A 26,597-nucleotide genomic window follows, 5' to 3' on the forward strand; every position below is an offset into this window, starting at 1 on the left:
GCGCGCCGTCGCGCCGCCACCAGCGTTATGGAAAACAGTTTGACGCCTGTCATCAGTTGAAACAGGCCATTGGGCGCAGCCTAGCGAGGTGGACACCGGCCGCAACCGAGCGGGTGCGCGGTGTGCGGTAATGCACAGCCGGCGGCGTCGCGCGGCCTTTCCGCGACTTCGGCCCCCGACGTCAGCCGTCCGGACGATGTTGTCCGGGCTGCGTAACCCCTCCGCGGGGGCGTCGTTGAGTCAGGTGTCGGAGCGCTGATGCAGCGCGGCGACGGGAGACGGCCGATGCCCTGTCGGTCGAGGGGTGGCGGCGGGGCATCGTGCATAGAGGGGCCGGACGTGTGAGGGGTGCGTCCGGCCCCTCCCCCTGTCCGACGTCAGCCGTCGACCGGCCCGAGTCGTCCGTGACCCGTCGACCGCCTGAGTCCGCGAACAGCGCATCCTCGCCCTCTGGCGGGATGCCGACCGACAGTCAGGCGACCGGCTGCGCGACGTTCTCCCGGACCCACTCCACGATCGAGGCGGTGGTGGCGCCCGGCGTGAAGATCTTGGCGACGCCCAGCTTCTGCAACTCGGGGATGTCGGCGTCGGGAATGATGCCGCCGCCGAAGACGACGATGTCGCGGGCGTCCCGCTCGCCGAGCAGCTCCACCACCCGCCGGAAGAGCGTCATGTGCGCCCCGGACAGCACGGAGAGACCGACCGCGTCGGCGTCCTCCTGGATCGCGGTTTCCACGATCTGCTCCGGGGTCTGGTGCAGGCCGGTGTAGATGACCTCCATACCGGCGTCCCGGAGGGCACGCGCGACGACCTTGGCGCCACGGTCGTGGCCGTCCAGGCCCGGCTTGGCGACGACGACCCGAACACGAGAGCTCATCTGCGCATCCCTTTCACCGGCTCCGCGGCTTCACCTGAACGAACGGTAACCCGCCCCGCCCGGCCCGGGAAATCCGGGCGGCGAAGCGCACGGCACACCGGCCGGCGGCACCCGGGGGAGGCTGCCGCCGCAGACGGTACGCCTGCCGTAGATGATCACCGCCGTCAAGCCGGACGACTCCGCCGTTCGGTCACGCTGCGCGACGAACGGGCAGTTACGGGGGCGCCGTTCGACGGGAACGAGGCATGACAATCACGGACGCAAAGGGACAGAACGCAGTAGCAATTCGGCGCTTCGGCTTGTGACGGGCCTGGTGGTTGGCTAACGTGTCCACGGTTGTCATCAGGTCCACGGACGGGTGACGACGCGGCCAGCCGACGTTCATCGGAGCTTCACGAGCGTCGAGGAAGCCGCATCGGATCCCCGACAACGGAGGGTGTGCGTGCGCCAGCGCCTGTCGTCTGAGCCCGATCGATATCGCGGTCGCCGCCGCGTACCCACCCCCCCGCGTAGCCGCTACGCCGCCGTCGTCACCACCGCGTTCGTCGGGGCCGGCATCGTCGCTCTCGGCGCGGGAGCCATGCCGGACGCCAAGAGCGTCAGCCCGTCGGTCCTCGACGAGCTCAAGGCCGCCTCGACCGTCAACCAGGACGCCGCGGCCCGCGCCGACTCCGCCGACCGCGCCTCTCGCGACAGCGACCGCGCCGGGGCCAAGGAGACCGCCGAGACCGAGGTCTGTCGGCTCCCCCTCCAGGACTACGAGTTCAACACCCCCTACGGCATGCGCTGGGGCAAGCTGCACACCGGCATCGACCTGGTCGCCGCCGAGGGCACGCCCTACGTCGCCATCCACGCCGGCACGGTCACGAAGGCCGGTTGGTTCGGCGGCTACGGCTACACCGTGATCGTCCAGCACGCCGACGGCAGCGAGGCGATCTACGGCCACTCCTCCGCGCTGAGCGTGCAGGAGGGGCAGCAGGTCAAGGCGGGCGACCAGCTCGGCCTGGTCGGCAACACCGGCCACTCCTACGGCTCCCATCTGCACCTGGAGGTGCATGTCAAGGGCGAGCCGCTCGACCCGGTGCCGTGGCTCCAGGAGCGCAACGTGGACATCAAGCTACAAACCGAGGCATTCTGACGGCGAAGTAGCCGCCTCCTGACGCCGCGTACCGACCGTTGACCGCCCGGATCTGTCGATCCGGGCGGTTTTTCGTCGGCCGGCGACAGGCGAAAGTCTACCGGGTCACAGGCGCGGGTGTGACCGGCGCCACGGCCGACCATGATCACTTATCGCTATCAAAGCCCCAAATTGGGAGTTAACGGACGGCACCGGCCACCGTCGCTCCGTCCCGACCCGATCCCCCTACCCGCTGCCGACCCCGCCGACACCAGTATTTCGAGGTCAAGTGCCCCCTCGATCAGCGAAGGTCCGCCGTGCAGGAAGACATTCAGAACGAGAACACCCCCGACGCCCCCGCCCGGCACCGGCTGCGGGCCGGCGGCCGCACCCGAGTGATCGTCGCCGCGGCGGCCCTGGTCGGCCTCGGTCTCGGCGGCGCCGCCTTCGCGGCCACCGGCAACGACGAGCCCTCCGTCCCGGCCGCCGTCTCCCTCGACGCGCAGGCCCGCGCCGAGGCTGCCGACCGCGCCGACCGGTCCGCGCGCGAGTCGGCCGCCCCGGCCAGCCCGACGCCGAGCCCCACGACGGCCAGCCCGTCGGCGAAGCCCAGCCCGAAGGCGACCACCGCCAAGCCGACGCCGAAGAAGACCAGCAAGCCGAAGCCGAGCTGGGTCGTCCCGATGAAGGGCGCCGCGATCACCTCCTGCTACGGCCCGCGCTGGGGCACCCTGCACGCCGGCATCGACTTCGCGCTGCCCGCCGGCACCCCGGTCCGCGCCGCCTTCGGCGGCACGGTCACCAAGGCCGGCGACGTCGGCGACGGGTACGGCATCTCCGTCGTCGTCGACCACGGCAACGGCTACCTGACCCACTACGCCCACCTCAGCACCGCCAAGGTGGGCGTGGGCGACAAGGTGGGCGCCGGCGAGACCATCGGCCTGGAGGGCTCCACCGGCGACTCGACCGGGCCGCACCTGCACTTCGAGGTCCACCAGGGCCAGATGTGGAACCAGATCGACCCGGCGCCGTTCCTGCGCGCCCGGGGCATCGACGTGGCCTGCTGACCCGTACCCGACCGGGACGGCCCGGTCCGGCGCGCCGCCGGGCCGGGCCGTGGCCGTCTCAGAGCTTGTCGATCGGCGCGTGCCGCAGCACCAGCCACATCGTCTGGTCGCCGAAGTCGATCTGCGCCCGGGCGCCCGGGCCGTGCCCCTCCACCGCGAGCACCCGCCCCAGGCCGTAGCGCTGGTGGTTGACCCGGTCGCCGGCGGACACCTTCGGCCCCTGCGGCAGCTCGCTCGCCGTGGTCAGCCGGCTGGCGTCGACGCCGAGCCGCTTCGCCAACTGGGCGGCCTTGGGGGTGCCGCCGTTGAAGCCGCCGCGCCCGCCGGGCACCCGGTCCGCGCGGCCCCCGACGCCACCGCCCCCGCCGGCCCACGAGGTGTACGACCCCTCGGTGCGCTCCCAGCGGACCAGCTCCGGCGGCAGCTCCTCCAGGAACCGGGACGGCGGGTTGTAGGACGGCTGCCCCCACGCCGAGCGGGTCACCGCCCGGGAGAGGTAGAGGCGCTGGCGGGCCCGGGTGATGCCCACGTACGCCAGCCGGCGCTCCTCCTCCAGCTCCCGGGTGTCGCCGAGCGAGCGCAGATGCGGGAAGACGCCGTCCTCCAGGCCGGTCAGGAAGACGACCGGGAACTCCAGCCCCTTGGCGGTGTGCAGCGTCATCAGGGTGACCACACCCTGGTGGTCCGGGTCGTCGGTCGGCACCTGGTCGGCGTCGGCGACCAGCGCGACCTGCTCCAGGAAGCCGGCCACGGTGGCCCGCTCCCCCTCCTCGCCGGTCGCCTCGATCCGCTCCGTGTACTCCCGGGCGACGCTGACCAACTCCTGGAGGTTGTCGACCCGACCGGCGTCCTGCGGGTCGAGGCTCTCCTCCAGCTCGGTGAGGTAACCCGAGCGGGTCAGCAGCGCCTCCAGCACCTCCTCCGGGGTGCCGGTCTCGGCCAGCTCGCGGGCGCCGTCGAGCAGGTCGACGAAGTCCGCGATGCCGTTGGCCGCCCGGGTGGAGATGCCCGGCGCGTCCTTCGCCCGCCGCAGCGCCGCGCCGAAGGAGATCCGGTCCCGGCTGGACAGGGCCTCCACGCACGCCTCGGCGCGGTCGCCGATGCCCCGTCGGGGGGTGTTGAGGATCCGGCGGAGGCTGACCGTGTCGTCGTCGTTGACCACCGCGCGCAGGTAGGCCAGCGCGTCGCGGACCTCCTTGCGCTCGTAGAAGCGCACCCCGCCGACCACCTTGTAGGGCAGGCCGACCCGGATGAACACCTCCTCGAAGACCCGGGACTGGGCGTTGGTGCGGTAGAAGACGGCCACGTCACCGGGGCGGGTCTCGTCGGCGTCGACCAGCCGGTCGATCTCCCGGGCCACCCAGTCGGCCTCGGCGTGCTCGGTGTCCGCCACGTAGCCGACGATCCGCTCGCCGGCGCCCGCCTCGCTCCACAGCCGCTTCGGCTTGCGCGAGGTGTTGCGGTCGATCACGGCGTTGGCGGCGTTGAGAATGGTCTGGGTCGAGCGGTAGTTCTGCTCCAGCAGGATCGTGCGGGCGTCGCTGAAGTCGCGCTCGAACTCCAGGATGTTGCGGATCGTCGCGCCGCGGAACGCGTAGATGGACTGGTCGGCGTCGCCGACCACGCACAGCTCCGCCGGCTCGACCCCCTCCGTGCCCGAGACCAGCTCCTTGATCAGCACGTACTGGGCGTGGTTGGTGTCCTGGTATTCGTCGACCAGCACGTGCCGGAACCGTCGGCGGTAGCTCTCCGCGACGTGCGGGTGGGACTGGAGCAGGTGCACCGTCGTCATGATCAGGTCGTCGAAGTCGAGCGCGTGCGCCTCGCGCAGCCGCCGCTGGTAGAGCGTGTAGGCCTCCGCCAGCGCCCGCTCGTTGGGGCCCTTGGCGCGGCCGGCGAACTCCTCCGGGTCGACCAGCTCGTTCTTCAGGTTGGAGACCTGGGCGGCGAGCCCGCGCGCCGGGTAGCGCTTCGGGTCGAGGTCGAGCTCCCGGGCGACCATCTGCATCAGCCGGCGGGAGTCGTCCGCGTCGTAGATCGAGAAGGTCGACTTCAGCCCGGCGTGCTCGTGCTCGGCGCGCAGGATGCGCACGCACGCGGAGTGGAACGTCGACACCCACATCAGCCGGGCACGCGGGCCGACGAGGTGCGCGACGCGCTCCTTCATCTCGCCGGCGGCCTTGTTGGTGAAGGTGATCGCGATGATCTCGCCGGGGTGCACGTCCCGGGCGGCCAGCAGGTAGGCGATCCGGTGGGTGAGCACCCGGGTCTTGCCCGAACCGGCGCCGGCCACGATCAGCAGCGGCGAGCCGGCGTGGGTGACGGCGTCGCGCTGCGGCCCGTTGAGGCCCTCGACCAGGGCCTGCGGGTCGAGGCGGGCGGCGGCGGACCCCGGCCGGTGCGGCGGGGTCGGGGCAGGCGCCGGCGCGGGCGGGGACACGGGGATGTCGAAGAGAGGATGCATCGCACGGCGAGTCTATGCCGCCGGCCGGACACTTCCCCGCCGCGTGGACCCCGGCGCGACCGAGCCGTCATCGGCGGACCGGCCGCGCCGAGGGCCCGGACCCGCCCGAGCGACCGCCCGAGCGACCGGGCGGGCCGATCCGGCGCGGCGGGCCGATCCGGCGCGGCGGGCCAGGCGGATCCGGCAGGGCGGCCAGGCGGATCCGGCGGGGCGGCCAGGCGGATCCGGCGGGGCGGGCCAGGTTGAGACGAAGATGTCACCCTGTCCCATCTGGTGCCGCCGGCCCGGGTACAGAACGATGACGGTGAAATCCGGCTCCTTCCCCCGCACACGACTGGGAGAACGACCATGACTCAGCCGCGTTCGCGCGGTCGGGCGGCGCTGCGTCACCTCGCCGCGCCCGCCCTCGCGTTGGCCGTCGTCGCCACGCTGCCCACCGCTTCCCGGCCCGCCCCGGCCCCCGCCGACGACCCGTGGGCCGCCCTCGCCCCCGTCTCGGTCTCCTACGCCACCCCCACGGGCGGGGAGGTCAAGGGCAACTTCCTCAGCTACAACGACTTCCACGGCGCCATCGACCCGCCCGGCGGCAACGGCGCGGTGGTCAACGGCACCCCGGCCGGCGGGGTGGAGTACCTCGCCACCTGGCTGAAGCGGCTGCGCGCCGAGGCCGCCGCCGAGGGGCGGGTCACCACCACCGTCGGGGCCGGCGACCTGATCGGCGCCACCCCGCTGGTCAGCGCCGCCTTCCACGACGAGCCGACCATCGAGCTGATGGACGAGATCGGGCTGGAGGTCAGCTCGGTCGGCAACCACGAGTTCGACGAGGGCGTCGACGAGCTGATCCGGATCAACAAGGGCGGCTGCCACCCGGTCGACGGCTGCCAGGACGGGGACGGCTTCGCCGGCGCGAAGTTCACGTACCTCGCCGCCAACACCGTCAGCAGGAAGACCGGGCTGCCGATCCTGCCCCCGGTCGACGTGAAGTTCGTCGGCGGCGTGCCGGTCGGCTTCGTCGGCGTGACCCTGGAGGGCACCCCGGACATCGTCAACCCGGCCGGCATCGCCTCGGTGCGGTTCACCGACGAGGTGGCGACCGCCAACAAGTGGGGCGGGCTGCTCAAGCTCTTCGGCGTCAAGGCGATGGTGCTGCTGGTGCACGAGGGCGGCGCGCAGTCGCCGCCGCCGGCCACCCCGGGCGTCTCGGACTGTGCGAACTTCTCGGGCCCGATCGTGGACATCGTCCGCGGCCTGCGGCCGGAGTTCGGGCTGGTCGTCTCCGGCCACACGCACCGCTTCTACTCCTGCTCCCTGCCGAACTCCTCCGGCGCGCAGAGCGTCGTCACCAGCGCCGGCAACAACGGCCAGCTGATCACCGACGTGGACTACTCGCTGGACCGGCGCACCGGCCGGTTCACCGGCATCTCCGCCCGCAACGTGGTCGTCGAGAACGGCGTCCGCAACCCGGACGGCACCTGGCAGCAGAGCGCGCCGGGCACGTACGTGCGCAACCCCGACCTGGTGGACCCGGCCGCCAAGGCGCTGGCCGACAAGTACCGGACGGCCGTGGCGCCCATCGCCAACCGGGTGGTGGGACGGGTGTCGGCCGACGTCGTCCGCGACGCCCGCCCCAACGGCGAGAGCCCGCTCGGTGACGTGATCGCCGACGCGCAGCTCGCGTACACCCGGTCGGCCGGGGCGCAGATCGCGCTGATGAACCCGGGCGGCATCCGGGCGTCGCTGCCGTACGCCGCCTCCGCCGGCGGCGAGGCGCCGGGTGAGATCACGTACGGCGAGGCGTTCACCGTCCAGCCGTTCAACAACCTGGTGGTCACCCAGACGCTCACCGGCGCCCAGCTACGCAACGTGCTGGAGCAGCAGTTCGTCGGCTTCAACGGGCAGACCACCCAGCGCATCCTCCAGGTCTCCGCCGGGCTGACCTACTCCTACGACACCACCGCCCCGGCGGGCTCGCGGGTGAGCGCCCTGGCGCTCGACGGCGTGCCGGTCGACCCGGCGGCCAGCTACCGGGTCACCACGAACGACTTCCTGGCCAACGGCGGGGACGGCTTCACCGAGCTGCGCGCCGGCACCGGCCGCACCACGGCCCCCGGCTTCGACGTCGACGCGCTGATCGCGTACCTGGGTGCCGGCGAGCCGGTCGCCCCCGGGCCGGCCGACCGCATCACCCGCCTCGGCTGACCGGGCACGGTCCCGGCGTCGCCGACGGCGCCGGGACCGTGCCGCCGGCCACGTGTCCGGCCGAATCCTTGCGCGCGCCGGCCCTGGGTCGGCATACTCGACGACGTGTTCGGGCAGCGCTTCTACTTTTACTACGGCACCGGGAGTCCGGCAGCCGTGGGTCGCGCCTGATCAACAGACCTACGAAAAGCCCCGGGCTCCTGGAGCCCGGGGCTTTTCCGTCCCGGGATCCGGGCACCCGGCACCTGACGACGAGGGGTACCCGATGATGACAGACGTGGTGGAGTCCAACGGCAGCCTGACGCGGCCCGGGGCGGGCCGGCCCGACCCGGGGGCATCCGGCCAGGTCGACGCGGCGGGCGGCGCCGACGACGCGAAGCCGGAGGCGCGCACCGGCACCGCGGAGCCGGGCGCGGCCGCCCGGATCGTGGAGATCCGGGAACGGATCGACGAGATCGACCGGGCGCTCATCGAGCTGTGGCAGGAGCGGGCCCGCCTCTCTCAGGAGGTCGGGGCGACCCGGATGGCCTCCGGCGGCACCCGGCTCGTGCTCTCCCGGGAACGGGAGATCCTGGAGCGTTTCCGAGTCGCCCTCGGCGCCGACGGCACGCAGCTCGCGCTGCTGCTGCTCCGCGCCGGCCGCGGCCCCCTGTGAGGCGTACGGGGGCGGCGCGGCGGGCGGGCCGTGCGGCGCGGTGGTCGCGTCCTGGCCGCCGGCCGCCGCGCCCGCCCCGGAAACGACGGGACCGCCTGCCGTCGTCGCGGTGACGTCGGCAGGCGGTCCCGTGGGTGTCACACCTCGTGCGTCTGCACGATCTCCCGCTTCTCGGCGAAGTGGCAGGCGCTCGGGTGGTCCGAGCCCGACCGGATCTCCAGCAGCGGGACCTGCTCGGCGCAGACGTCCTGCGCCTTCCAGCAGCGGGTCCGGAACCGGCAGCCCGAGGGCGGGCTGACCGGCGACGGCACGTCACCGGTGAGGCGGATGATCGCCTTGTTCTCGCGGACGGTCGGGTCCGGCACCGGCACCGCCGACAGCAGCGCCTGGGTGTACGGGTGGGTCGGCCGCTCGTAGATCTCGTCCTCGGTGCCGATCTCCACGATCTTTCCGAGGTACATCACCGCGACCCGGTCCGACAGGTGCCGGACCACCGACAGGTCGTGCGCGATGAACACGTACGACAGGCCGAACTCGCCCTGGAGCTGCTCCAGCAGGTTCATCACCTGCGCCTGGATCGACACGTCCAGGGCCGACACCGGCTCGTCGCAGACGATGATCTCGGGCCGCAGGGCGAGCGCCCGGGCGATGCCGATGCGCTGCCGCTGACCGCCGGAGAACTGGTGCGGGTACCGGTTGATGTGCTCCGGGTTCAGGCCCACCAGGTCGAGCAGTTCCTTCACCTTGCCCCGGCGGCTGCCCTTCGGCGCCACCTCCGGGTGGATCTCGAACGGCTCGCCGATGAGGTCGCCGACCGTCATCCGCGGGTTCAGCGAGGTGTACGGGTCCTGCATCACCAGCTGGATCTGCCGGCGCAGCCGCCGCAGCGCCCCGCCGGAGAGCTTGGAGATGTCCTGGCCCTTGTAGAGCACGCTGCCGGAGGTCGGCCGCTCCAGGTTCATCAGGACCCGGGCCAGGGTCGACTTGCCGCAGCCGGACTCGCCGACCACACCCAGGGTCTCGCCGGCCTTGAGGTCGAAGGAGACCCCGTCCACCGCCTTGACCTGGCCGATGGTCTTCTTGAAGACCACACCCCGGGTCACCGGGTAGTGCTTGACCAGGTCACGGACCTCGAGGATCTTCTCAGTCACGGTTCACCAGCTCCTCGGCGAAGTGGCAGGCGCTGGCCCGGCCGGCACCCACCTGCAGCAGCGGCGGGATCTTCTCCCGGCAGACCGGCTGCGCCATGGGGCAGCGCGGGTTGAACGGGCAGCCCGGCGGGATGTTCATCAGGTTCGGCGGGAGGCCCTTGATGGTCCGGAGCTGCTGCCCCTTCTCGTCCAGCCGGGGAATCGAGTTGATCAGACCGATCGTGTACGGGTGCGCCGGCTTGGCGTACAGGTCGTACACATTGGCTTCCTCGACGATGCGACCCGCGTACATGACCGCGATCCGGTCCGCGACGTCGGCGACCACACCGAGGTCGTGGGTGATCAGGATCATGCCCATCTGCCGCTCCCGCTGGAGCTCGGCGAGCAGGTCCATGATCTGGGCCTGCACCGTCACGTCCAGCGCGGTGGTCGGCTCGTCCGCGATCAGCACCTCCGGGTCCAGGGCCAGCGACATCGCGATCATGGCGCGCTGCCGCATGCCACCCGAGAACTGGTGCGGGTAGTTGCTGAACCGGCCCTTGGCGTTCGGGATCTTGACCTGGTCGAGCATCTCGATCGCGCGCTTCTTGGCGTCGGCACGGCTCATGCCGCGCCGCACCCGGAACTGCTCGGCGATCTGGAAGCCGACGGTGAAAACCGGGTTGAGCGCGGAGAGCGCGTCCTGGAAGATCATGGCGATCCCCTCACCGCGGATGCGGCGACGCTCCTCGAAGGACATCTTCAGCATGTCCTTGCCGTGGAAGCGGACCTGGCCGCCGGTGACGAAACCGGGCGGCGTGTCCAGGATGCCCATGATGGTCTGCGCGGTGACGCTCTTGCCGGAGCCGGACTCGCCGAGCACGGCGAGGGTCTCCCCCGCGTCGACGTGGTACGTGACCCCGTTGATGACCTTCGCGACGCCGTCCCGGGTGCGGAACTCCACGCGGAGGTCGTCGACCTCGAGCAGACGGCCGGAGGGGCGACCGGAGGTACCCGCCGCGGACTGCTCGGACACGAGAATGTCGGACAACTGAATCGCCCCTAGCGGAGTTTCGGATCGAGGGCCTCGCGGACCGTCTCACCGAGCACCACGAAGCTCAGCACGGCGGTGACGAGGAAGGCGGCCGGGAAGAAGAGCAGGTACGGCGCGACCCGGATGAGGGACTGGGCCTCGTTGATCATGATGCCCCAGGAGACCACCGGGCTCTTCAGGCCGACACCCAGGAAGGAGAGCGTCGCCTCGGCGCCGATGAACGAGCCGACCAGGATCGTCCCGTAGACCAGCAGCGGCGCGAGGCTGTTCGGCAGCAGGTGCTTGAGGATGATCCGGCCGGTGCCGGCACCCAGCGCCCGGGCGGCGACGATGTAGTCGGCCTCCTTGGTGGCCAGCACCGAGGAGCGCATCAGCCGCATCACGACCGGCCAGCCCAGCACGACCAGGGACATGCTCACCAGGGCCATGATCTCGGCCTTGCTGTTGCTCGTGCCCGACCCGTTGAAGGTGGTCAGGATGACGATGGCGCCCAGCACGAAAGGCAGGCCGAAGAAGACGTCGGCGACGCGGGAGAGCAGGGCGTCCACCCAGCCGCCCCGGTAGCCGGCCATGATGCCCATCGCGCCACCGATCAGCAGCACGCCGAGCACCGAGAGCACGGAGACCACGATGGAGGCGCGGGCGCCGTAGATCACCCGGGCGTAGACGTCGCGCCCCTGGAAGTCGTAGCCGAACCAGGCTTCCGACGACGGGCCGACGAGGCTGTTCTTCAGGTCGCCGTTCGCCGGGTCGCCGGAGCTGAACAGCGACGGGAAGGCGGTCATCACCAGGAAGATGACGATGAACGTCGCGGAGATCCAGAACAGCGGCTTGCGACGCAGGATGAGCCAGGCGTCGCCGAGCAGGCCACGCGGCTTCTCCTTGCGGGCGTTCTCCGGCTGGCCCGCGTTGGTGGGCGCGCCCAGCTCGGTCGGCGCGGTGGCCGGGGGCGTACTGACGATCGACGCGGCACTGGGGTCGCTCATGCCGGCACCTCGCTCCGCTCGACCCGGGCGTGGGTGCCCGGGCACGCTGCAATGACCAGGTTTCGTTCGCTGCGCTCACTCATAGCGGATCCTCGGGTCCAGGGCGGCGTAGAGCAGGTCCACCACGAGGTTCATGACCAGGTAGACCAGCACCAGGACCACCACGATGGAGACAACCGTAGCGCTCTCCTTGGTGACGATCGCGCGGAAGACCTGGCGACCGATCCCGTTGATCTGGAAGATGCCCTCGGTCACGATCGCGCCGCCCATCAGGGCACCGAGGTCGGTGCCGAGCAGGGTGACCACCGGGATGAGGGAGTTGCGCAGCAGGTGCACCCCGACCACCCGCCGCATCGGCAGGCCCTTGGCGATCGCGGTGCGGACGTAGTCGGCGCGCCGGTTCTCCGCGATGCTCGTCCGGGCGACCCGGGCGATGTACGCCATCGAGGCGCTACCCAGCACGAAGCCGGGCACGATCAGCTCCGAGATGCGCATCTCGCTGGAGACGGTGGGCTTGATGACGCCCCACTGCACGCCGAGCACCCACTGGAGCACGAAGCCGATGACGAAGATCGGCAGCGCGATCAGGAAGAGGCTGGAGACCAGGACCAGGTTGTCCAGGAAGCCGTTACGGCGCAGGCCGGTCAGCACACCCGCGGTGAGGCCGATGACCGCCTCGATGACGAGGGCCACCAGGGCCAGCTTCAAGGTGTTCGGGTACGACGTGGCGATGATGTCGCCGATCTCCCGGCCGCCGAACGTCTGCCCGAAGTCGCCCCGGAACAGGTTCTGCATGTAGTTGCCGTACTGCACCCAAATGGACTGATCCAGCTTGAACTTCTCGGTCATCATGTTGACGTAGGCGTCCGGGCAGGCGCGTTCGCCGCACTTGCCGGCGAATGGGTCGCCGGGCACCGACCAGACCAGCCAGTAGATCAGGAACGTCGTTCCGATGAAGACCGGGATGAGTTGGAGCAGCCGTCTCAACAGATAACGGCCCATGGGGTGGTCCTCCAGACAGGGGGCGCGTCGGACGGCCGACACGGGGATGACGGACGTGGCGAGGGACTGTTGTAACACTCCCTCACGGAACGGCCCGGGTCGGGCCCACCGGTAGGTGAGCCCGACCCGGGGTCAGACCGTTCGGATCAGAGCTCGACCGAGGTGAGGTCCAGCTCGCCGACGTTGGTCAGCTCGAGCTTCTTGATCTTCTCCGAGTGACCGGACTGCTGGCCGCCGAAGTAGATCGGGACCGTGGGAACGTCCTGGTCGATGAGGGCGACCGCCTGAGCGAACTTCTCGTGCGCGGCCTCCAGGCTCGGCGCGGAGCTGGCCTCCTTGGCCAGGGCGTCGACCTGCGGGTTGCTGTACAGACCGTCGTTCGAGGAGCCACCCTTCACGTAGAGCGGGTTGACCCAGTTCTCGACGTCCGGGTAGTCCTGCTGCCAGCCGGCGCGGTACATGCCCTTCATCTTGTGGGCGTTGATGTTCTGACGGAACACCGCGAAGGTCGGCATGCCCTCGGCGCGGGCGTTGATGCCCAGGTTGGTCTTGACCTGCTGCGCGACGGCCTCCATCCACTCCTTGTGGCTGGCGTCGGCGTTGTAGTACATGACCAGCTCGCCGGTGAAGCCGCCGGCCTCGGCCAGGAGCTTCTTGGCCTCGTCGACGTTGAACTGGCAGGCGGTGCAGTTACCCGGCTTGGCGCCCGGGGTCAGCGGGTTGGCCCAGCTGTCGGCCGGCTTCCGGTTGCCGAAGAAGATCTTGTCGCTGATCTCCTGGCGGTTGATCGACATCGAGATCGCCTTGCGCAGCTTGGCGTTCTGGAAGCGCTTGTCGTAGATCGGGAAGGCGATGATGCCGGTCGACGGGGTGGTCGAGGAGATCGCCCGGTCGGTCAGGTCCTGCTTCCACTTGTCGCCCGCGAGCGAGGAGACCGGAACCTGCTGCATGAAGTCGATGTTGCCGGCGAGCAGGTCGTTGTAGGCCGCCGTGTCATCCTGGTAGATCTTGAGGGTGACGTCCTTGATCTTCATCTTGTCGCGCAGCGTGTAGTCGTCGAAGCGCGTCAGCTTGATCTGGACGTCGTCTTCCCACGACACGAACTTGACCGGGCCGTTACCGATCGGCTTCTTGCCGAACGCCTCGGCGCCCTGGGTGAAGAACGCGTCCGGCAGCGGCATGAAGGTGCTGTAGCCGAGCTTGGTCGGGAACACGGCGGTCGGCGCGGCGAGGGTGACCTCGAAGGTCCAGTCGTCGACGACCTTCAGGCCGGACATCTCCTTGGCCTTGGGCTCGGGGGCCTTCTGCGGGCCCTCGGCGCCGTCCGGGTCCTCGGTGTTGACGTCCCCGAAGCCCTGGATGTCGGCGAAGAAGCTGCCGTTCTGCGCGCCGTTCGGCGAGTAGGCGCCCCAGTTCCAGGCGTCCACGAAGTTCTTGGCCTTGACGACGGTGCCGTCGTGGAACTTCGTGTCCTTCTTGATCTTGATGGTGTAGACCTTGGAGTCGGTCGTCTCGATCGACTCGGCGAGAGCGTTGCGCGGAGCGCTGCCGTCGTTCGGGTACTCGACCAGACCGGTCCACATCCAGTCGATGATCTTGCCGCCACCGGTCTCGGTGGTGTTCGACGGGACCAGGCCGTTCTCCGGCTGGGTGCCCTCGATGGTGATCGCGCCGTCGGCGCTGGCGCCGGCGTCGCCGCCGTCGCTGTCGCTGCTCGAGCAACCGGACGCGACGAGCGCGAACGCCGCGCCCAGCGCGACCGCGCTGCTTGCCCGCTTCGAGACTCTCATTCCGAGGGGCCTCCTCTTTCTAACCTGGTTCCGTCGTGGGTTTCACGCACGCAAGGGGGTGACACGTCCGCCGGCCCGCAGCGCGGGACGCCGGTTTCACCGCAGTGAAACGGGACAAGATGTTGTACCGATCCGCCGGGCCGCCCCGCCCGCCGGGCTCGGCACCGCGCACGCGAGACCACCACGGAACACCGTTCACAGACGGCGGCCGTGGTCGTCAGGCCGTACGGAGTGCCTCACTCGAGGGGTGAGGTGCTGCCACTGTGACACTTACCGGCCCGTTCCGTGAAGGTGCCGTTATCAAGCCGTTAGTTGCTTGCCACGTTGCCGATACTTGAAAAAAGATCATGATCGGTGCCGGTCGTACTGCTCTGAGCAGGAAAGACACGGTTCTGCGGGATCGACACCCCGGGCGTACGCTCGACGCTTGTGAGCTTCCCCGCGTCCGCACCCGCACTTTCGGACGTCGTCCGGGCGCTGGCAGTTTTTGCCCATCCGGACGATATCGACTTCGGCTGTGCGGGCACAACGGCCAACTGGGTGGAGGAGGGCATCGACGTCGCGTACCTGATCGTCACCCGGGGCGAGGCGGGCGGGTGCGACGGCACCGGGCGCGGGTCGGTGACCCGGCTGCGGGAGGAGGAGCAGCGGGCGGCGGCCGCCGCGGTCGGCGTACGGCAGGTGGAGTTCCTCGACGGGTACGTCGACGGCGCCCTCGCCCCGACGCTCGACCTGCGCCGGGACGTCACCGCGGCGATCCGCCGGCACCGGCCCGACCGGGTGCTGACCAGCTCGCCGCTGCGCCGATGGGAACACCTCGCCGGGCCGGGCCACCCCGACCACCTCGCCGTGGGCGAGGCCACGACCTGCGCGGTCTACCCGGACGCGCGCAACCCGTGCGCCCACCCCGAGCTGCTGGCCGAGGGGCTCCAGCCGTGGGTGGTCCGGGAGATCTGGTACGCCGGCGGCCCGGCGCCGGACCACACCGTCGACGTCACCGGGCAGTACGCGCGCAAGGTCGCCGCGATGCGCGCGCACCGCTCGCAGACCGCGCGGATGGACGTGGAGACCTGGGTTCGGGACCAGCTCACCACGGCGGCCGACGAGGCCGGGCTGCCGGCCGGCCGGCTGGCCGAGGCGTTCACCGTGCTGCGTACCGGGTGACCTGACCGCCGGACGGGTCCGGCCCCGGCACCGCGCGGAGCGGGTGCCGGGGCCGGAGCCGCGGAACGGACGTCGGTCAGGCCGTGAAGCGCAGCTTGCGGCGGCGGACCACCAGCACGGTGACCGCACCCGCGGCCAGCAGCGCCACACCGGCCGCGATCGCGGCGGCGATCGGGGAGCCGGTCAGCGGCAGGTCCCCGCCGTTGCTGGCGGGGGAGGTCGACGGGGCCGGGCTCTCGACCGGGGCGCTCGGCGACGGCGACTCCGCCGGCGCGCTCGGCGAGGGCGACTCGGCCGGCGCGCTCGGCGACGGCGACTCGGTCGGGGCCGCGGCGAAGGTGGCCTGGGCCTTGGCGGTCACGGTCTCACCGGTGCTGCCACCGAGGATCAGCTTCTGCGCGGCCTTCTCGCCGGTGAAGAGGAAGACCCGGCCGAAGGAGACCGAGCCCTTGGCGGAGACGGTCGCCTCGACCTCGCCCGCGCCGTCCGCGGTCAGCCAGAACTGCCCACCGTTGGTGATCGTGGTGACCGGCTTGCCCTCGGCGTCGACCGCCGAGCCGCCGCTGACCGCGACGGCGATGTCGCCGGCCGGGCCCTTGACCGTGAACGGGCCGGCCTTGTCGCCGACCGTGGCCTTGGCGCTGGCCGGGTCGACGCTCAGCTCGGCCTTCGGCTCGGGCTGGTCGGTGGCGTTGGCGACGAGGTGGTCGTGGACCTTCTTGACCACGTCGTACTGCTGCTTGCCGAGCAGGCCCTTGTCCTTGACCCAGTCACCGAGCGTGATCCCGTCACTGAAGTGCCAGATGGCGGTCTGGGTGCCGAAGTAGAGCAGCTTCTTGGCGTCGGCCTTCTCCGGGACGGTGGCGCCGGCGGCGGCCAGCAGCGTCGCCGAGTCGGCGTTCGGGTAGCCGTGGGTGAGCACCCACTGCACCTTGCCGAGGTTCTTCACCTGGGACTCGTCCCAGGTGCCCTCCTTGTACCTGCCGTCGATCGCCACATTGGTGTGGTAGTCGATGCAGAAGGCCGGGACGAGCTTCCCGTCGATCTTCAGCGCCAGCGCGCCGGCGCTCTTCGGCTTTCCGTCGAGCAGCAGCTTGACACTGACGCCCACCGACTTGGCCACGCCGGTCGTCTCGGCGGCGGCGGCCGGCGCGGCGAAGCCGAGCGCCAGCGCACCACCGGCGACGGTCGCCAGGGCGATCCGCGCCCAGCGCCGTCCTCGTTGTCCGAACATCAGATTCGCGTACCTCTCCCCAGGGGTGACCCGCCGAACGGCGGGTGAGCGAAGCCGCCGTTCCCGCGGGTTCGCACCACCCGCACGCGAGAACGCGACGGGGCATTATGGGACGGGAATTGATCGTTTGTCAGCCCCTGCCGGCCAGATTCGTCGCTTCCGCCCGAAATGGTGGGGAAAAGAGGTGGATCACACGAGCCGACGGTCGGCCGCCCAGCGGGACAACTCGTACCTGTTGGACATCTGGAGCTTGCGCAGCACGTTCGACACGTGCGTCTCGACCGTCTTGATCGAGATGTAGAGCTCCTTGGCGATCTCCTTGTAGGCGTACCCCCGGGCGAGCAGCCGCAGCACCTCGCGCTCGCGGTTGGTGAGCTGGTCCAGCTCCGGATCGGCCACCGGCGCGTCCGGACGGGCCGCGAACGCGTCCAGCACGAACCCCGCCAGCCGGGGGCTGAACACGGCGTCGCCGTCGGCCACCCGGCGGATCGCGGCGGCCAACTCCTCCGGGGAGATCGTCTTGGTGACGTAGCCCCGCGCGCCGGCCCGGATCAGCCCGATCACGTCCTCCGCCGCGTCCGAGACGCTCAACGCCAGGAACTTGACCTGCGGATGGGTACGCCGCATCGCCTCCAGCACCGCGCGACCGCCGCCGTCCGGCATGTGCACGTCGAGCAGCACCACGTCGGGCAGCGTGGCGGCGATCCGGGTGACCGCCTCGCCGACCGTGCTCGCCTCCCCCACCACCTCGACGTGCGCGCCCAGCTCGGCCCGGACCCCCGCGCGGAACATGGCGTGGTCGTCGACGAGGAAGACCCGCAGCCGCTCCGCGCCGGCACCCGCTCCCTCGACCGGTTCCATCGACTGCTCGGTCATCACTTGTCCCTTTCCGCCGTGGACGAGTCCCGGGAGATCGGCAGGATCAACCGGACCTCGGTCCCCTCCCCCGGCCCGGACCGGATCTCCGCCCGGCCGCCGTGCCGCTTCATCCGCCCGATGATCGAGCCCCGGACGCCGTGCCGGTGATCCTCCACCGTATCCGGGTCGAAGCCCTTCCCCCGGTCCCGGACGAAGACACTGACCTGGTCCGGCTCGACCTCGGCGTACAGCGAGACCGTCTGCACCCCGGCGTGCCGGGCGGCGTTCACCAGCGCCTCGCGCCCGGCCGCGACCAGCGCGCCGACCCGCTCGTCGGTCTCCCGGTCGCCGACCACCACCGCCTCGACGGTGATCGCGAAGGTGTCCTCGACCTCGGCGGCGGCCTGCTCCAGCGCGGCGGCGAAGCGCTCGGTCGGCGATCCGGTGGGCTTGTAGAGCCAGTTGCGCAGGGAGCGTTCCTGCCCCCGGGCGAGTCGCTGGACCGTCTTCACGTCGGCCGCGTTGCGCTGGATCAGGGCGAGGGTGTGCAGCACCTGGTCGTGCACCATCGCGGCCAGCTCGGCCCGCTCCTGCTCGCGGATGCGCCCCTCGCGCTCCGAGCGGAGCTGGTTGAACGTCCGCCACAGCACCGGCGCGGCCACCACCCCGACCCCGGCGAGCCCGACCAGGGCGAAGATCACGCCGTTGAGCACCGCGTCGAAGTTCTGCGCCGGGGAGTAGACCGCGGCGACGCCGATGATGCCGACCGCGACCAGCACCCCGCCGCCGATGAACCGGAGCACGAAGGCCCGCCGGTCGCTCTCCTCCACCACCGCGCCCAGCCACGGCACCGGCATGGAGTCGCCCCACTGTCGCCGCCGCTCCGGGGCCGACTGGTGCCAGATCACCCCGGCGCCGACCGCGATGATCGCGACGAGCCACCCGGCGGTGCCCGCCGCGCCGACCGAGTCGAAGACCACCATCTGCGCCAGCAGCACGCCGAGGCCGATCGCCACGAACGGCAGCAGCTGGGCGACGTCCCGGCGGGGCGGTGCGGCGGTGTCGCCGGGCCGCAGCGGCACGACCGCCCAGAAGGCCGCGTAGAGCAGCAGGCCGAGACCGCTCAACCCGAGCAGCACCATGAAGGCGACCCGCACCCGGCGCACCGAGATGCCCAGGTGGTCGGCGATGCCGGCGGCCACCCCGGCGGCCATCCGGTGCTCGGGGGCGCGGTAGAGGCGAGGTGGCTGGGTCACGGCGTCGATCGGAGGCTCCCTGGTCACGACGGGCACGGGGCGGGCGACCGTCCGCTGCCGGCGCCGGTTCGATCGTCACACGCTGCGCCGCCACCCGACCACGGGGACGCCCCCGACATTCCGGCCGCCGGGATCTCAGGGTGGGGTCAGGGTCGGGTCCTGAGGCCGTCCGGGCGGTCGGGGCAGCAGGATCGAGGGCATGACCGAGGAAGCTGCCCAGTCCCCCCGTCCCGGGGCGGCACAGCCCGGTGGACCGCCGCCCGCCGCGACGCCCGCCGACGGGACCGCGTCCACCGCCTCCGGGGCGCCGCCGCCGGTGGCCGCGCCGGGCGCCGTCGGGTGGACGCCGCCGCCCGGCGCCGGGCCGGGCGTGGATCCGGGCGCCGGGCCGCAGCCGCCGTCCGGCGGCGTCGGCTTCACCTCCCGGTACGGGCTGGTCCGCCCCCGCGACGGCCGCTACCTGGCCGGCGTCTGCGCGGCGATCGGCCGGGCCACCAACACCGACCCGGTGCTCTGGCGGGTGCTCCTCGCCGTGCTCGGCTTCTTCGGCGGCATCGGCATCCTGGTCTACGTCACCGCCTGGCTGATCATCCCCGGCGAGGGGGACAGCGCCTCCCCCGTCGAGTCGATGCTCGGTCGGGGCCGCTCCAGCATGTCCCCGATCACCGTGATCGTGCTCAGCATCCTGGTCGCGGTCAGCTTCGGCTACATCGTCACCGACGCGTTCCGGGCGGTGCTGCTCGGCGCCACGATCCTGATCGGCGGGGCGCTGATGCTCAACCGGGACAACCGGGGCACCGGGGCCACGCCGGCCGGTACGGTCCCGCCCGCGCCGGCCGCCCCGCCCGGCCCGGTGCCGCCGGTCAGCTATCCCGCGCCGGCCGCGTACCAGGCCCCGCCGAGCGTGGCCGTGGCCCCCGGCGGGACCCCGGCCCCGGCCGCGCACGCCACTGGTTTCCCGGTCGCCGGCCAGCCGGCCGAGCCGACCGCCGAGCTGCCCGCCTGGCCGCCGGCCGCCCCGCCCGCGCCGGCCGCCCCGCCCGCGCCCGCCCCCTTCCCCGCGGGTACGCCGGCCGCGCCCACGTCGGGCTGGCCCGCCGCGACCTCGGGGGGCGCACCGGCTCGCCCCGCGCCCCTGCCGCCGGGCTACCGGCCCCCGTTCGCCCCGCACGGCCCGTACGCCGGCCAGGCGGGCGTCCCGCCGCTGCCACCGCCGCCGCCGCGACCGGCGAAGCCGCCGAAGCGCCCGCGTGAGCGCTCCCCGCTCGGCGCGGTGACCTTCTCGCTGATCTTCCTCGCCCTCGGCGTGGTCGCCGTCGTCGACCTGCTGGACGTCTTCGACGTCGGGGCGTCGGCGTACTTCGCCGCCACCCTGGCCACCATCGGGCTCGGCCTGCTGGTCGGCACCTGGTTCGGGCGGGCCCGGTGGCTGATCGCGCTCGGCGTGGTGGCCGCCGCCGCCCTCGGGGTGGCCACCGTGGCCGAGTCCTACGACCGGGTCCGGGGCGTCGACGGCAACGTGACCTGGGCCCCCACCGACCACCGTGACCTCGCCGTCCGCTACGAGAACAGCTTCGGCGACGCGACCCTCGACCTGCGGGCGGTCGACTTCGACAAGAAGAACACCGAGATCACGGTCTCCGTCAACTTCGGCGAGTGCACCGTGGTGGTGCCGCCGAACGTCGACGTCACCACGGTGACCGACGTCAACGCCGGAGACGCGGTCGTCTTCGGCAAGCGCTCCGGCGGGCTGGACGGCCCGCTCCGGGAAACGACCGACCTGGGCGCCGACGGCGCCGGCGGCGGCACGCTGCGCCTCTACGTCCACGTGAACGCCGGCAACCTGGAGGTGACCCGGTGAAGGCCCACCGCACCGACATCGTGTCGTTCGCCTTCGGGCTGATCTTCGTCGGGCTCGCCGCGTGGTGGCTGCTCGCCAAGCTGCTCGGGCTCGCCCTGCCACCCGTCGGCTGGTTCCTGGCCGGCGCGCTGATCGTGATCGGTCTCCTGGGCCTGGTGGGCGCGCTGCGCTCCGGGCGCTCCGCCACGACCGGCAAGGACGCGGCCCCCACCCCGGACGGCGTCGGGCCCACCTCCGCCCAGCCGGCCGCCGAACCCGCCGGTGACGAGCCGGACCGGCACACCGCCGACGTCGACCCGACCCGGTGGGACCTCGACCGGCCGGCCCCGGCCGACGAGCCGGCGGCATGGGGCACCGGGCGGTCCGACTGGGGCCAGCGGTCCGAATGGGGCGGGCCGTCCGAGTGGGAGGTGTCCGCGCCGATGTCGGGCGCGCCGACGGCCGGCCCACGGACCGGGGACGACGCCGACGAGTCGCCCACCGAGGCGGTCACCGACGCCCGCGCGGACGCGGTCGAGGACCGGCCCGCCGACGAGGACGACCGGCCGGGCCCGGTCGGCGGCGTGCCGTCCGGCGAGGAGCGCCCGCGCGGCTGACCACAGCGGTGCGGCCCGCCTCCGCAGCCGCCTATGCTGGCCGGTGGAGATCTCGCCTCCGCCGGCCGGCCCGCGCCGACCTGGCCGCCGAGCCGGCCGGACCGCGCCGCCGTGGCGGTCCCGCCGCGATTCCCGTCTCTACCCCGTCAGGAGCCCGTCCGACATGACGCAGTCCCCCGCCGTGCGCCCCGCCGGCCGCTCCGGTCCGGTCCGCATCGGCGAGCGAGCCGCCCGTACCCTCGTCGCCGAGCTGGCCCGGATGAACGACCCGAAGGCCGCCCTGCTGGTCGGCGCGACGCCGGAGTCCGCGGTGCTGGCCGCGGCGATCGACGCGCTGCTGCCCGGCGACACCCTCACGCTGGTGCCCGCCGGGTCGACCAGCCCCGGGGCGTTGCGGGAGCACGTCACCGCCCAGGGCCGCTGGGTCGCCGACCGGGTCCGCGTGGTCGACACGCTCACCGAGGCCGAGCCCGCCGCGGTGGTCATCGCCGGGGAGCCGTTCACGGGCACGGCCGACGAGACCCGCGGCGCCGTCGAGGGCCTGACGAAGTACCTCACCGACGGTGCGGTGCTGAGCGTGGCGACGACCGCCACACCGGGACGCACGGCGGGCGCGGCGGCGGAGCTGGACCGGCAGGGCGCGCTGTACGGCGTCGGCGCCGACCTGGTGCTGCGCAACAACCCGCCGCTGCGGGTGTACCGGCTCCGCTTCACCCCGGCCGACGCCGCCTCGGCGGCGTCGCTCGCCCCGGCGCACCGCCCGTCGAGCGTGCCGCTGACCCGCGGCATGCACATCGACTCCAACGGGGTGGCTGCCGCCGGCATCACGCTCGGCCTGGCCGCGCTGGCCCGGCTCGCCCGGCCGAAGTCGAAGCTCTGGCTGCTCCCCGCCCTGGCCGCCGCGCCGGTGGCCGCCTTCTTCCGGGACCCGGAGCGCGACGTGCCGGAGGACCCGTCGGCGGTGGTCGCCGCGGCCGACGGCCAGGTGCTGTCGGTCCAGCGGCTGCACGACGAGCGCTTCGGCGAGGGCGAGTGGCTGCGGGTCGCGGTCTTCCTCTCGGTGCTGGACGTGCACGTCAACCGCGCCCCGGTCGCCGGCAAGGTGGTCGACTACTTCGTCGCCGACGGCGGCTTCGCCAACGCGATGAAGCCGGCGGCGGAGCACAACGTCGCCGCGTACACGGTGCTGGACACCGCGCACGGCACGGTGGTCGTGGCGCAGCGCACCGGCCTGATCGCCCGGCGGATCGTGCAGCGGGCACCGATCGGCGCGCTGCTGGCCAGGGGCGAGCGGTTCGGGCTGATCCGGTTCGGCTCGCGCACCGACGTCTACCTGCCGGCCGACGCCGCCGAGCCGCTCGTCGGGCCCGGCGACAAGGTGGTCGGCGGCTCCACCGTCATCGCCCGCTGGCGCTGACCCGGCGGGCACGGGCAGACACGAAAGGGGCGCCGCGGGATCGCGGCGCCCCTTTCGGCGTACGTGGGGTCAGGCGGTGCGACGCTGGCGGAGCCAGAGCACCGGGCCGCTGACCAGGTAACCGACCACGATCAGGGCGAAGGTGAGCCGGATGTCGACCAGCGCGCCGATCACCGGGGCCAGCCACACCCACGGCGGCAGCTTGACCAGGCGGGCCAGCTTCGCGTACGGGAAGCTGGAGACCATGGCGAAGGCGAGCAGCGCCACGCCGGCGACCTGGACCGTGCCCGGCACCGGCAGCCCGATGGCGACGGTGAGGGCGAGGACGGCGGCCGCCATCGTGGTGGGCACGCCGCAGAAGAACCGGCCGTCCTTCGGCGAGACGTTGAACCGGGCGAGCCGGATGGCCGCGCACGCCGCGACGAGGGCGCAGGCCACCGCCGCCGCCGCGGTGGACACCGACCCGGCCAGCGAGGCGTAGACCACCACGGGGGCGGCCAGGCCGAACGAGCACATGTCGGCCAGCGAGTCCATCTGCGCGCCGAACGGGCTGGCCACGCCGAACTTGCGGGCGAGCGCGCCGTCGAGGCCGTCGAACACCACGCAGGCGATCAGGCACAGCGCGGCCACCCGCACCTCACCCTGCATGGCGAGGAAGATCGCCAGCATGCCGAGCATCAGGCTGCTGAGCGTGCAGGCGTTGACCACCGCGAACTTCATCCGGCGGGCGACCGTCCGCTCGCCGGGGAGCAGCGGGATCGCCATCGCCGGCTCGTCGACCGGGGCCGCCGGCGGAAGGGCGGGGCTGACCGGGGCGATCGACGCGACGTCGCCGCGCTCGAACCGGTTCAGACCGTAGCGGCGGCGCGGCCGGTCGGCGTACCGGTGCTCGGGCAGCGACAGGTCGGTGGCACCACGCAGGTCGCCGTCGCGGCGGCCCACCCGGACCAGCAGCACCTGCCGGGCGAACGTGCTGCTGCGGCGCAAGGGGCCCGCCCAGCGACGCCCTGCGGGGCGCGGACTGTCAGTGGTACGACGCCGGCGCCATGGGGCTCTCGGCACGTTTCCTCCATCACCGGATCGGCTGACCGCCACGGGGGCGGGTGTCCGGCTGTCTCGTGCCGGACCTTTCTGGCCCGGCAGCCATTTTGCGGAGTACACCATCGCATAGGGGAACGGGGATTGGCGATAGCTGCCGGCGGTACTTATATCTCCCTTAAACCGCGCGAACCGCCTCTTATTCCCAACCCGGGCTCCATCGCCCATTTCCTCCACCAACCCCACATCGAATGTACCGGACGCCCTCGCCACCGGCTCGGCGAGCGACCACCGCCTGCCCCGATGTCCGATTACGGACCGTCATCGATGTCACAGCCGGCCGGGCGCACCGGGCGCGGGCCGGCGACCGTCGTCAGCGGGACAGCCGGCCCAGCGCCAGGGCGGCGATCTCGGTGAGCCGCAGCCCGGCGAGCTGCTCCGGGGTGAACCAGGCGGCCCGGGCGGTCGAGCCCCCGGCCAGCTCCGTCACCCGCGGCTCGGTCGGCGCGTCGACCGCCACCCGGTAGACCACCCGGATGCCGTGCCAGTCCAGCGGGCGCCCCTCCGGGCCCAGCGCGGCCGGGTTGTGGAGGTTGTCGACACCGACCAGCTCGACCACCCGGCCGAGCTGACCGGACTCCTCGACCAGCTCGCGCAGCAGGGCGGCGACCGGCTGCTCCCCGTGGTCGGTGCCGCCGCCGGGCAGGTGCCACCGGCCGGCCCCCGGGTAGCCGTCGGCGATCATGGCGAGCAGCACCCGCCCGGCCGGGTCGGTCACCAGCCCGTACGCCCCGAAGCGCTGCCGCCGGTCGGCCGACGGCGCGCCCTCGCGGGGCAGCGCCCGGGGCAGGCCGGCCGGCAGGGGCGTGACGGGGAGGCCGAGCACCTCGGCGGTGAACGGCATCAGCGGCACCGCCGCCGCCTCGTCGGGGGCGAACCAGGCCAGCTCGTCGCTGCCGCCGGCCGGCTCCGGCCGCGGTTCGCCGCCACGCAGCGTGACGTCGAAGACGAGGCGGTCGGTGTGCACCGCGACGCCGGAGTCATGGAACGTGGCCACGTCGGCGAGCACGGCCCGGAGCCCGGTCACCTCCACGGTGAGGCCGGTCTCCTCGGCGAACTCACGGACCACGGCGTGCGCGGGATCCTCCGCGTGCTCCAGCCCGCCGCCCGGCAGCTGCCAGACACCGGGGAACGGGCACGAGGCCGAACCCCGGGCCAGCAGCACCCGACCGTCGGCGCCCCGACACACCCCGTACGCCCCGACCCGCCGCCGTTCCTCCACCCGCCCGCACTCCCGCCCGCGCCGACCCGCTCCGTCGATCATGAGGTTAGCGGCAGCGGAGCCGACGTGCCGCCCGGTCAACCTCGTGATCGGCGGACGGGTGGGAGAAGGGGGCGCGCGGGTCAGGCCAGGCGGGCGGCCTGGACGGCCTCGGCGGTGACCTCGGTCAGGCGGTCGGTGGGGAGGGCGCCCAGCTCCTCGCGGGCGAACCAGCGGGCCTCGCAGGTGGAGCCGCCGACGTCGGCGACGGTGGGCGGGGCCGGCTTGTCGACCACGACCCGGTAGAACGCGCGGACGCCGTGCCAGTCGATCGGGTAACCCTCCGGGCCCAGGGACGCGGCGTCCCGGTGGCTGGCCACGCCGAGCAGCTCGACGAGGCGGCCGGTCTGCCCGGTCTCCTCGACCAGTTCCCGGATCAGGGCCGCGCCGGGCTGCTCGCCGTAGTCCGTGCCGCCGCCGGGCAGGTGCCAGCAGCCCGCGCCCGGGTAGCCGTCGGAGACCCGGGTGAGCAGCACCCGCCCGTCCGGGTCGGTCACCACGGCGTACGCGGCGAAGCGCTGGGCCCGGTGCAGCCCGTCCGGACCGGGCACGGCGTAGAACGAGGGGAACTCCGGCGGCTCCTCCGGAACGATGTCGGCGGACGAGGCGGGCACCCCGAGGGCGCGCGCCGTGAACGACCGCAGCGGCAGCTCGCGGGCCTCCTCCGGGGTGCACCAGCGGGCCAGGTCGGTCGGCCGGTCGACCCGGTCGGTGAGGGTCCCGCCCCGGACGGAGACGTGGTAGATCAGGCGGTCGGTGTGGATGGTGATGCCCCGGTCGGGCAGCGCCCGCATGTCGGCCAGCACGTCGTGCAGGCCGTCGACGGTGACGGAGAGGCCGGTCTCGGCGGCGGTCTCGCGGACGACGGTGTGGTTCGGGTCCTCACCGTGATCGACCGCCCCGCCGGGCAGCGACCAGGTGCCGGGAGTGCCGGAGCGCTCCGATGCGCGGACCAGCAACACTCGGCCGACTGAATCAGCACAAACTGCGTATGCCGCGATCCTGCGGAGCGGCTCCAGCATGGTGGTCACGGGGCCAAATTCTCCCCCGCCCCGGTTACCTGCATCGAAAAGAGTCAGATTCCTGACTCAATGCTCGCGCCTCAGGGGCAGGTCAGGGTAAGGCTCCGGGCGGTCACCGAGGTCGGCCGGGTCGGCCGCGCGGATGGTGGAGGCATGACTTCCACCGCCTCTTCCCAGCCCCCGTACAAGCAGCTCCGCCGCCCCGTCACGGACCGGATGGTCGCCGGGGTGGCCAGCGGCCTCGGCCGCTACTTCGCCGTCGACCCCACCCTCGTCCGGGTGGTCTTCGCGGTCACCGGCCTGCTCACCGCCGGGGTCGCGTTGCTCGCGTACCCGATCATGTGGTTCCTGATGCCCGAGGAGCCGGCCGACGCCCCCGCCTGGCCGCACCCGGCGCAGGCCGCGCCGCCCACGGCGACGCAGCCGACCGCCACGCAGCCGACCGTGGCGCAGCCCACGCCGCCGACCTACCCGCCGGTGGCGTGAGGC

Annotated in this window: 21 protein-coding genes and 1 pseudogene; 9 read left to right on the forward strand and 13 right to left on the reverse strand. The window is 72.5% G+C overall.

Features of this window, described 5'->3' with window-relative positions; translation table 11 throughout:
* Nucleotides 1-472: 472 nt before the first annotated feature.
* Nucleotides 473-877, reverse strand: a complete 405-nt coding sequence (locus tag ACGF5G_RS11495) for a cobalamin B12-binding domain-containing protein (protein WP_350684229.1) — start codon at nt 875-877, stop codon at nt 473-475.
* 442 nt (nt 878-1,319) lie between these two features.
* Here ACGF5G_RS11495 and ACGF5G_RS11500 point away from each other — a divergent pair, with 442 nt between their 5' ends.
* Both ACGF5G_RS11500 and ACGF5G_RS11505 read left to right on the forward strand, forming a co-directional pair.
* Complete coding sequence (locus ACGF5G_RS11500) at nt 1,320-2,015, forward strand: M23 family metallopeptidase (protein ID WP_393261466.1); 696 nt, start codon at nt 1,320-1,322, stop codon at nt 2,013-2,015.
* Nucleotides 2,016-2,311: 296 nt separating this feature from the next.
* Complete coding sequence (locus tag ACGF5G_RS11505; RefSeq protein ID WP_393261469.1) at nt 2,312-3,061, forward strand: M23 family metallopeptidase; 750 nt, start codon at nt 2,312-2,314, stop codon at nt 3,059-3,061.
* Nucleotides 3,062-3,119: 58 nt separating this feature from the next.
* Here ACGF5G_RS11505 and pcrA read toward each other — a convergent pair whose 3' ends face one another.
* Entirely contained in the window at nt 3,120-5,525 is a 2,406-nt protein-coding gene (pcrA, locus tag ACGF5G_RS11510) for a DNA helicase PcrA (RefSeq protein ID WP_393261472.1), read from the reverse strand.
* Nucleotides 5,526-5,873: 348 nt separating this feature from the next.
* On the opposite strand from pcrA, the gene ACGF5G_RS11515 reads away from it, so the two are divergent.
* Together ACGF5G_RS11515 and ACGF5G_RS11520 are read left to right on the forward strand one after the other, a co-directional pair.
* Nucleotides 5,874-7,724, forward strand: coding sequence for a bifunctional metallophosphatase/5'-nucleotidase (locus ACGF5G_RS11515; protein WP_393261475.1), 1,851 nt, complete (start codon nt 5,874-5,876; stop codon nt 7,722-7,724).
* A gap of 265 nt (nt 7,725-7,989) precedes the next feature.
* Complete coding sequence (locus ACGF5G_RS11520) at nt 7,990-8,379, forward strand: chorismate mutase (protein ID WP_393261478.1); 390 nt, start codon at nt 7,990-7,992, stop codon at nt 8,377-8,379.
* Nucleotides 8,380-8,516: 137 nt separating this feature from the next.
* On the opposite strand, the gene ACGF5G_RS11525 is transcribed toward ACGF5G_RS11520, so the two are convergent.
* The 5 genes from ACGF5G_RS11525 to ACGF5G_RS11545 all read right to left on the reverse strand — a co-directional run bounded on the left by ACGF5G_RS11525 (nt 8,517) and on the right by ACGF5G_RS11545 (nt 14,341).
* Nucleotides 8,517-9,530, reverse strand: a complete 1,014-nt coding sequence (locus tag ACGF5G_RS11525; protein ID WP_393261481.1) for an ABC transporter ATP-binding protein — start codon at nt 9,528-9,530, stop codon at nt 8,517-8,519.
* A complete protein-coding gene (locus tag ACGF5G_RS11530) occupies nt 9,523-10,545 on the reverse strand; it encodes an ABC transporter ATP-binding protein (protein WP_393261696.1) in 1,023 nt (340 codons plus the stop codon). The genes ACGF5G_RS11525 and ACGF5G_RS11530 overlap by 8 nt, the downstream gene beginning before the upstream one ends.
* A 26-nt stretch (nt 10,546-10,571) precedes the next feature.
* A complete protein-coding gene (locus tag ACGF5G_RS11535) occupies nt 10,572-11,549 on the reverse strand; it encodes an ABC transporter permease (RefSeq protein WP_350704004.1) in 978 nt (325 codons plus the stop codon).
* A 75-nt stretch (nt 11,550-11,624) separates the two neighbouring features.
* On the reverse strand, nt 11,625-12,551 hold the full coding sequence (locus ACGF5G_RS11540) for an ABC transporter permease (RefSeq protein ID WP_357455435.1): 927 nt from the start codon (nt 12,549-12,551) through the stop codon (nt 11,625-11,627).
* Nucleotides 12,552-12,697: 146 nt separating this feature from the next.
* The gene (locus tag ACGF5G_RS11545) at nt 12,698-14,341 is read right to left on the reverse strand and encodes an ABC transporter substrate-binding protein (RefSeq protein ID WP_393261485.1); all 1,644 of its coding nucleotides are present in this window, start codon (nt 14,339-14,341) and stop codon (nt 12,698-12,700) included.
* A 429-nt stretch (nt 14,342-14,770) separates the two neighbouring features.
* Here ACGF5G_RS11545 and ACGF5G_RS11550 point away from each other — a divergent pair, with 429 nt between their 5' ends.
* Complete coding sequence (locus tag ACGF5G_RS11550; protein WP_393261488.1) at nt 14,771-15,505, forward strand: PIG-L deacetylase family protein; 735 nt, start codon at nt 14,771-14,773, stop codon at nt 15,503-15,505.
* Between the two features lie 76 nt (nt 15,506-15,581).
* Here ACGF5G_RS11550 and ACGF5G_RS11555 read toward each other — a convergent pair whose 3' ends face one another.
* The 3 genes from ACGF5G_RS11555 to ACGF5G_RS11565 all read right to left on the reverse strand — a co-directional run bounded on the left by ACGF5G_RS11555 (nt 15,582) and on the right by ACGF5G_RS11565 (nt 18,880).
* Nucleotides 15,582-16,739: a Cys-Gln thioester bond-forming surface protein gene (locus tag ACGF5G_RS11555; RefSeq protein ID WP_393261491.1), complete on the reverse strand. Its 1,158-nt coding sequence runs from the start codon at nt 16,737-16,739 to the stop codon at nt 15,582-15,584.
* Nucleotides 16,740-16,928: 189 nt separating this feature from the next.
* On the reverse strand, nt 16,929-17,615 hold the full coding sequence (locus tag ACGF5G_RS11560) for a response regulator transcription factor (RefSeq protein ID WP_350704013.1): 687 nt from the start codon (nt 17,613-17,615) through the stop codon (nt 16,929-16,931).
* On the reverse strand, nt 17,615-18,880 hold the full coding sequence (locus tag ACGF5G_RS11565; RefSeq protein WP_393261495.1) for a PspC domain-containing protein: 1,266 nt from the start codon (nt 18,878-18,880) through the stop codon (nt 17,615-17,617). Before ACGF5G_RS11565 ends, ACGF5G_RS11560 begins: the two co-directional genes overlap by 1 nt.
* 172 nt (nt 18,881-19,052) lie before the next feature.
* Here ACGF5G_RS11565 and ACGF5G_RS11570 point away from each other — a divergent pair, with 172 nt between their 5' ends.
* The 3 genes and pseudogenes from ACGF5G_RS11570 to ACGF5G_RS11580 all read left to right on the forward strand — a co-directional run bounded on the left by ACGF5G_RS11570 (nt 19,053) and on the right by ACGF5G_RS11580 (nt 22,727).
* Nucleotides 19,053-20,714, forward strand: coding sequence for a PspC domain-containing protein (locus ACGF5G_RS11570; protein ID WP_393261498.1), 1,662 nt, complete (start codon nt 19,053-19,055; stop codon nt 20,712-20,714).
* Nucleotides 20,711-20,953, forward strand: a pseudogene (locus ACGF5G_RS11575) (hypothetical protein); the annotation flags it as partial. The gene ACGF5G_RS11570 and the pseudogene ACGF5G_RS11575, both read left to right, overlap by 4 nt.
* A gap of 520 nt (nt 20,954-21,473) precedes the next feature.
* Nucleotides 21,474-22,727, forward strand: a complete 1,254-nt coding sequence (locus ACGF5G_RS11580; RefSeq protein WP_393261501.1) for a phosphatidylserine decarboxylase — start codon at nt 21,474-21,476, stop codon at nt 22,725-22,727.
* Nucleotides 22,728-22,796: 69 nt separating this feature from the next.
* Here ACGF5G_RS11580 and ACGF5G_RS11585 read toward each other — a convergent pair whose 3' ends face one another.
* The 3 genes from ACGF5G_RS11585 to ACGF5G_RS11595 form a co-directional block, all read right to left on the reverse strand.
* Nucleotides 22,797-23,714: a CDP-alcohol phosphatidyltransferase family protein gene (locus ACGF5G_RS11585; RefSeq protein ID WP_393261504.1), complete on the reverse strand. Its 918-nt coding sequence runs from the start codon at nt 23,712-23,714 to the stop codon at nt 22,797-22,799.
* A 424-nt stretch (nt 23,715-24,138) separates the two neighbouring features.
* The gene (locus ACGF5G_RS11590) at nt 24,139-25,047 is read right to left on the reverse strand and encodes an NUDIX hydrolase (RefSeq protein ID WP_393261699.1); all 909 of its coding nucleotides are present in this window, start codon (nt 25,045-25,047) and stop codon (nt 24,139-24,141) included.
* A gap of 122 nt (nt 25,048-25,169) precedes the next feature.
* Nucleotides 25,170-26,117 (reverse strand): NUDIX domain-containing protein, encoded by a 948-nt coding sequence (locus tag ACGF5G_RS11595; protein WP_393261507.1) that lies wholly within the window; start codon nt 26,115-26,117, stop codon nt 25,170-25,172.
* A gap of 144 nt (nt 26,118-26,261) precedes the next feature.
* Here ACGF5G_RS11595 and ACGF5G_RS11600 point away from each other — a divergent pair, with 144 nt between their 5' ends.
* Nucleotides 26,262-26,594 (forward strand): PspC domain-containing protein, encoded by a 333-nt coding sequence (locus ACGF5G_RS11600; protein WP_393261510.1) that lies wholly within the window; start codon nt 26,262-26,264, stop codon nt 26,592-26,594.
* Nucleotides 26,595-26,597: the final 3 nt, after the last annotated feature.

Origin of the sequence: Micromonospora sp. NPDC047730 (assembly GCF_043204765.1) — a bacterium.
Taxonomy (GTDB): domain Bacteria; phylum Actinomycetota; class Actinomycetes; order Mycobacteriales; family Micromonosporaceae; genus Micromonospora.

What these genes read in the sequence shown, in the direction of transcription:
- ACGF5G_RS11495 (WP_350684229.1), bottom strand. Translation starts at nt 877, where the DNA reads ATGAGCTCTCGTGTTCGGGTCGTCGTCGCCAAGCCGGGCCTGGACGGC.
- pcrA (WP_393261472.1), bottom strand. Translation starts at nt 5,525, where the DNA reads ATGCATCCTCTCTTCGACATCCCCGTGTCCCCGCCCGCGCCGGCGCCT.
- ACGF5G_RS11515 (WP_393261475.1), top strand. Translation starts at nt 5,874, where the DNA reads ATGACTCAGCCGCGTTCGCGCGGTCGGGCGGCGCTGCGTCACCTCGCC.
- ACGF5G_RS11520 (WP_393261478.1), top strand. Translation starts at nt 7,990, where the DNA reads ATGATGACAGACGTGGTGGAGTCCAACGGCAGCCTGACGCGGCCCGGG.
- ACGF5G_RS11535 (WP_350704004.1), bottom strand. Translation starts at nt 11,549, where the DNA reads ATGAGCGACCCCAGTGCCGCGTCGATCGTCAGTACGCCCCCGGCCACC.
- ACGF5G_RS11540 (WP_357455435.1), bottom strand. Translation starts at nt 12,551, where the DNA reads ATGGGCCGTTATCTGTTGAGACGGCTGCTCCAACTCATCCCGGTCTTC.
- ACGF5G_RS11545 (WP_393261485.1), bottom strand. Translation starts at nt 14,341, where the DNA reads ATGAGAGTCTCGAAGCGGGCAAGCAGCGCGGTCGCGCTGGGCGCGGCG.
- ACGF5G_RS11555 (WP_393261491.1), bottom strand. Translation starts at nt 16,739, where the DNA reads ATGTTCGGACAACGAGGACGGCGCTGGGCGCGGATCGCCCTGGCGACC.
- ACGF5G_RS11560 (WP_350704013.1), bottom strand. Translation starts at nt 17,615, where the DNA reads ATGACCGAGCAGTCGATGGAACCGGTCGAGGGAGCGGGTGCCGGCGCG.
- ACGF5G_RS11570 (WP_393261498.1), top strand. Translation starts at nt 19,053, where the DNA reads ATGACCGAGGAAGCTGCCCAGTCCCCCCGTCCCGGGGCGGCACAGCCC.
- ACGF5G_RS11580 (WP_393261501.1), top strand. Translation starts at nt 21,474, where the DNA reads ATGACGCAGTCCCCCGCCGTGCGCCCCGCCGGCCGCTCCGGTCCGGTC.
- ACGF5G_RS11600 (WP_393261510.1), top strand. Translation starts at nt 26,262, where the DNA reads ATGACTTCCACCGCCTCTTCCCAGCCCCCGTACAAGCAGCTCCGCCGC.